At 72.2% G+C, this 5,348-nt stretch carries 6 protein-coding genes; 2 read left to right on the top strand and 4 right to left on the bottom strand.

Translation table 11 applies throughout. From position 1 onward, the window contains the following. Together WA805_RS28065 and WA805_RS28060 are read left to right on the top strand one after the other, a co-directional pair. A partial coding sequence (locus WA805_RS28065; protein WP_425243832.1) for a glycoside hydrolase family 2 TIM barrel-domain containing protein occupies nt 1-1,721 on the top strand: 1,721 nt, incomplete at its 5' end. Nucleotides 1,722-1,807: 86 nt separating this feature from the next. Then, nucleotides 1,808-2,422: a GNAT family N-acetyltransferase gene (locus WA805_RS28060; RefSeq protein WP_422272943.1), complete on the top strand. Its 615-nt coding sequence runs from the start codon at nt 1,808-1,810 to the stop codon at nt 2,420-2,422. Here the strand turns inward: WA805_RS28060 and metF are convergent. The 4 genes from metF to WA805_RS28040 all read right to left on the bottom strand — a co-directional run. After that, nucleotides 2,314-3,351 (bottom strand): methylenetetrahydrofolate reductase [NAD(P)H], encoded by a 1,038-nt coding sequence (gene metF / locus WA805_RS28055; RefSeq protein WP_422272945.1) that lies wholly within the window; start codon nt 3,349-3,351, stop codon nt 2,314-2,316. The genes WA805_RS28060 and metF overlap by 109 nt on opposite strands. A gap of 388 nt (nt 3,352-3,739) precedes the next feature. Continuing rightward, entirely contained in the window at nt 3,740-4,102 is a 363-nt protein-coding gene (locus WA805_RS28050) for an Rv2175c family DNA-binding protein (protein WP_422272947.1), read from the bottom strand. A gap of 69 nt (nt 4,103-4,171) precedes the next feature. Then, nucleotides 4,172-4,630, bottom strand: coding sequence for an SRPBCC domain-containing protein (locus WA805_RS28045; RefSeq protein WP_422340704.1), 459 nt, complete (start codon nt 4,628-4,630; stop codon nt 4,172-4,174). Between the two features lie 97 nt (nt 4,631-4,727). After that, on the bottom strand, nt 4,728-5,348 hold a 621-nt coding region (locus tag WA805_RS28040; protein ID WP_425243831.1), incomplete at its 5' end, for an oxidoreductase C-terminal domain-containing protein.

Below are 5,348 nucleotides of genomic sequence, written 5' to 3'. Positions count from 1 at the left end.
GGGGCGGGGCCGCGGCCGTCACCGCCGCCCTGCTCGACGGCGAGCGCACGCTGGCCAGCGCCCGTACGACGCTGCGCATCGGCCGGCCGGGCGCGCACGCCGTCGCGCTCACCATCGGCGGGACTGGCCCGGTGAGCTACTGGTCGCCGGAGCAGCCGAAGCTGTACACGGTACGCACGACCCTCACCTACGCCGGGGGCTCCGGTGTGCGAGCCCGGCCCGGCGGCACGCACACGACCGGCACCAGGACCGGGTTCCGCGCGGCCGTCTTCCGCCAGGACGGCTTCTACCTCAACGGCAGCCGGCAGGCGATCTTCGGCCTCAACCGGCACCAGCTGTTCCCTTACCTCGGCATGGCGGCCCCGGCCCGGCTCCAGCGCAGGGACGCGGAGATCCTCAAGAACGAGCTCAACGTCAACATGGTCCGCTGCTCGCACTACCCGCAGTCGCCGCACTTCCTGGACGCCTGTGACGAGCTGGGCATCATGGTCTGGGAGGAACCGCCCGGCTGGGGGTTCGTAGGGGACGCCGCGTTCCAGCGCCAGGTGCTCGCCAACGTCCGCGACATGGTGGTCCGCGACAGGAACCGCCCCTCGGTGGTCGTGTGGGGCACGCGGCTCGACGAGACGAAGAACTACCCCGCGCTGTACGCGCGGGCCCGCGAGATCGCCTATGCCCTTGACGGCTCCCGGCAGACCAGCGGCGCGATGACGACCCAGTCGACGGCGGGCTGGGCCGAGGACGTCTTCGGCTACGACGACTACCACGTGGTAGCCGGGGAGCCCAGCCTCGCGCCGCCCGTCGCCGGGGTGCCTTACCTGGTGAGCGAGGCGGTGGGGACGATCCTGCCCACCTTCCGCTGGTTCGACCCGCCGGCCGTGCTGGCCGGCCAGGCCTACGCGCACGCCCTCGCCCACGACCAGGCGGGGTCGGATCCCCGGTACGCGGGCCTGATCGCCTGGTGCGGCTTCGACTACTACTCGGGGCCGCCGTCGGCCAGCGACGCCTGGGGACGGATCAGGAACTGGCGCGGGATGAAGACGCCGGGTATTGCCGACGTGTTCCGGGTGCCGAAGCCCGGCGCCGCCGTCTACCGGGCCCAGGCCGACCCGGCGGCCAGGCAGGTGATCGTCCCCGCGTTCTTCTGGGACAACCGGACGCCGCCCGGTGCGGCGGCCATGTTCGCCACCAACTGCGACCGCCTGGAGATCTACCTGGACGGCGAGCACCACGCGACCGCCACGCCGGAGGTGGCGACGTTCGGCAACCTCGGTCACCCGCCCGCGTTCGCCGACCTCACGGTCGCCGGGGGCGCCCTGCCCGACGTGCGAGTGGACGGGTACACCGCGGGCGGCGCGCGGCCGGCCGCCACGCTGCTGATGACGGCCGACACCAGCCGCGACCGGCTGGTGCTCACCGCTGACGACGCCGTGATCGTCGCCGACGGCTCGGATGCCACCAGGATCACGTTCCGCGCCGCCGACGCCTACGGCAACCACCGGCCGGGCGTGACTGGCGACGTCGCGCTGTCCGTCCGCGGGCCGGCGGTCCTCATCGGGAGCAACCCGTTCCCGTTCGGGGAGTCCGGCGGGGTCGGCGGCGCGTTCCTGCGGTCGGTGCCCGGCAAGACGGGCACCGTGACCGTCACCGCACGGCACCCCAGCCTCGGGGAAGCGACGGTGGCCGTGCGAGTCAGCCGGGCTTGCGCGGGCACCGCGTAAGCGCCTGACGTCGATCGCTGTCATGCTTCGGAACGGGCCCGTGGTTCCCGCGCCGGCGCCCCGAGTAGCCCCGTAAGCTGACGGCGATGAAGGTGACTGTTGCCGAACTCGGGCCCGCCGAGTTCCGGTCGGCGATCGACGGGTTCGTGGCCGTGTACGCGGCCGCGATGAAGCCGCCGGAGCGGATGCTCGCCGGGCGGGACATCATCATGGACAGGCACGCCGCCAACCCCGGTTTCCGCGGGCTGGCGGCGCTCGTCGACCAGAACGCCCTCGCCGGGTTCACCTACGGGTTCCACGGCGCGCCCGGGCAGTGGTGGCACGACGTCGTGGCCGGTGCTCTCGCGCTGGGGCCCCGCGACGGCGGGGCCTATCTGGACGACTCCTTCGAGGTCGCCGAACTGCACGTCGTCCCCGACTACCAGGGCATGGGCATCGGCAGGGAGCTGCTGCTGCGGCTGACCGAGGACCGCCAGGAACGCACCGCCGTGCTGTCCACCATGGACACCGAGTCGCCCGCCAGGCGGCTGTACCGGACGTCCGGGTTCACCGACCTGCTGACCGGGTTCCGGTTCTCCGGCGGCGAGCCGCCCTACGCGGTGATGGGCGCGCGGCTGCCGCTCCGGTCACCGTCAAGCGACCCGGGGGACGACGCGCCTGACCAGCCCTGGCCGCGCTCGCCGAGGCCGAGCAGCTGGTAGATCTCCCTCGTCGCGCGGGACCAGTTGAGCGTGTAGAAGTGCAGTCCCGGCGCGTCCTCGGCGAGCAGGCGCTCGGCCAGCGCGGCGGCGTAGCTGACGCCGATCTCCCTGATCGCCGTCTTGTCGCCCTTCTCGTCGGCCTTCCGCAGCCGGGCCAGCAGGTCGGGGGGCACCTTGCAGCCGCCGAGCTCGAGCGCGCGCTCCACCACCCGCAGGCTGGTGACCGGCATGATGCCGGGGATGATCGGCACGTCACAGCCGAGCCGGCTGACCCGGTCCCGCAGCCGCAGGTAGTCCTCGGCGTAGAAGAACATCTGCGTGACCGCGAAGTCGGCGCCCGCCCGGCACTTGTCCACGAAGTACCTGGTGTCCGTCTGCGCGTCGGGCGACCGCGGGTGCAGCTCGGGGAACGCGGCGACGCCGACGCAGAAGTCGCCGGACGCCTTGACCAGCCGCACCAGCTCCGCGGCGTGCGCCAGGCCGCGCGGGTGCCTGACCCACTCGGCGTTGGGGTCGCCTGGCGGGTCGCCGCGCAGCGCCAGCACGTTGCGCACGCCGACGTCGGCGTAGGAGCCGATCACGTGCCGCAGCTCCTGGACGGAGTGGCTCACCGCGGTCAGGTGCCCGACCGGGGTCAGCGACGTCTGCGCGGCGATCTTGCCGGTCACCCGCACCGTCCGGTCCCTGGTGGAGCCGCCGGCGCCGTACGTCACCGAGACGAAGGTCGGCTGCAGCGGCTCGAGCTGCCGGATCGCCCGCCACAGCTGCTGCTCCTCGAGCTGCGTCTTCGGCGGCATGAACTCGAAGGAGAACGACCGCCGGCCCGCCTTGAGCAGATCGGAGATCGGCTGGCGCGGCCGGCGGACCGCGCTGGCTGAGACTGCAGGGGCGACTGGGACAGCGTGGAATCGGCGCGGTCTCGGCGGCATGTGGGCCAGCATAACCCATGGAGCAATTTCCTGTGGCCCGACCACAAGCGAATCTCACCGACCGCCTGCTCCTGGACGCCCGCACCGGTGAACCGGTCGACTTACAGGTTGAAAGGCCAGAGTCTACGGCGGCCGGGCCTGGCAAGACCTCAGCCGCGGCGCTGAGCATGATCACGAAAGAAAAATCTCCTATGCGCGTACTTTTCTTTCGTGATCATGAAATCAGCGGCCTTAGGCCGGCCGCCGCCCTCGCCGGTGAGGGGGCGGCCCTGGGGATGGGCCCGGCCAGCACTGTCTTGCCGCCGGCCACCGTCGCGGCCTCGCACGACAGGCGTGCGGGAGCGCCCGAGGTGCCCGAAGGCAAGCCGGCGGGTGGTGCGGCCGGGGTTTAGAAGGCGAGCGCCTGAGCGCGCCGGTTTACCTCGGTGCCGCGGTGCTTGCACAGCGCCTCGATCGGCGTCCCCGGGAGGGTCTCGTCGGCCGTGAACAGCCAGCGGAGGGCTTCCTCCTCGTCGAAGCCGCAGTCGAACAGCACCGTCAGCGTCCCGCAAAGGCCCTTGACGATCTGTCCGCCGTCAAGGAAGGCCGCCGGGACGGAACGCTGCCCGCCCGGCCTGACGACGGCCAGGAGCTTGCGGTCGCGAAGCAGCTGCTTCACGCGGCTGGTGGGGATGTTGAGCGCGACGGCTACCTCAGAGAGTGACAGCCATTCGGCGACGAGAGCGTCGGCCACGGGATCTATCTGTGCCACGAGACCAATTTCCCACGTCCCAGCGGTTCCCAAACCAGCGACATTTCGGCACAATACGGCATCTTTGCCTCAGGAGACCGTCCGGTTGCCGCCGTCAGCGCCCTGCTCGACGCGGGCCCGCAGCGCCGCCATCTCGTACTGCCAGCCGCCGCTGTTGCCCTTCCACTCGTCCTCGCGCAGCGCATCGGGCAGGTCAAGGGACGCGAAGCCGCTCTCCACCACGGTCACGCCGACCTCGTCGCCGGCCGGCCGGACGTAGAACTCCACCAGGGTGGACCTGCTCGGCGCGGGCGCAGCGCCGCCGAACGCGCTCGCCCAGCGGTACGAGACGTAGCCCTTGGGCTCGACGCGGACCACGTCGACGACGTAGGGGCGCTTGTCGTCCCCGTACTCCACGGTCGCCCGTCCCGGACCGCGGGCCGGCTCGGCCTTACTGCCGGGCAGCCACCAGCCAGGCCGCGTGACAAGCTGCCAGACGGCGTCCACGGTGGCCCTGACGGTGACCCGCTGTTCGATCCGGTCTTCCACGGCTAGACCTCTCCCTCGCCCCTCGTCGTACCGACGGCCGAGTCTTGCATATCCGGCCATCAGCCGCACTTCGACACGTGCTCATATCGACGGCGTGCTAGCTGGCAGCGTCCTTGACCGCGACGTCCTTGACCGCGACGGCGGGATCGGCGAGGCGGGCGGCGTCGACCTCGGCGTCTGCCGCGATCAAGCGGCGGCCCTGCAGCAGGTCGCGGGGGCGGTTCACGGTCAGCACCGCGGTCAGCCGGCGCGTGTCCTCAGACAGCCAGCAGGCCGACCAGGTGGCGGCGGCCGGGTCGCCGCGCCAGACGAGGCGGTCGGCGGCGGCGTGGTGGCCGGCGTACTGGACCATGCGGCCGAACTGCTCGGACCAGAAGTACGGCACCGGGTCGTAGACCTCGGCGCCGCCAGCGATGTTGGCCGCGACGACCTCCGGCGCGTGCAGCGCCGTCTCCCAGTGCTCGACCCGCAGCCGGACGCCGAACCGCAGCGACGCGAACGCCGCGCAGTCCCCCGCCGCGTAGACGCCTGGCAGCGACGCGCGCAGCCCGGGATCGACGGCGACCCCGTTGTCCAGGACCAGCCCGGAACCGGCCAGCCAGCTCACCGCGGGGCGCACCCCGACGGCCGTGACGATCTCGTCGGCCGCTAGCCAGCCGCCGGCCAGCGCCAGCCCGCCGCGCTCCACGGACTCCACCGCGGTGCCGGTCCGCAGCTC

The organism is Trebonia sp. (assembly GCF_049794275.1).
In the GTDB taxonomy this organism is placed as follows: Bacteria; Actinomycetota; Actinomycetes; order Streptosporangiales; family Streptosporangiaceae; genus Trebonia.
Note: the sequence above shows the minus strand (reverse complement) of the source record. Positions and strands in the feature narration are given on the sequence as shown.

Bases quoted from the DNA above. Each gene is read 5' to 3' on its own strand.
- WA805_RS28060 (WP_422272943.1), top strand. From the start codon at position 1,808: ATGAAGGTGACTGTTGCCGAACTCGGGCCCGCCGAGTTCCGGTCGGCG.
- metF (WP_422272945.1), bottom strand. From the start codon at position 3,351: ATGCCGCCGAGACCGCGCCGATTCCACGCTGTCCCAGTCGCCCCTGCA.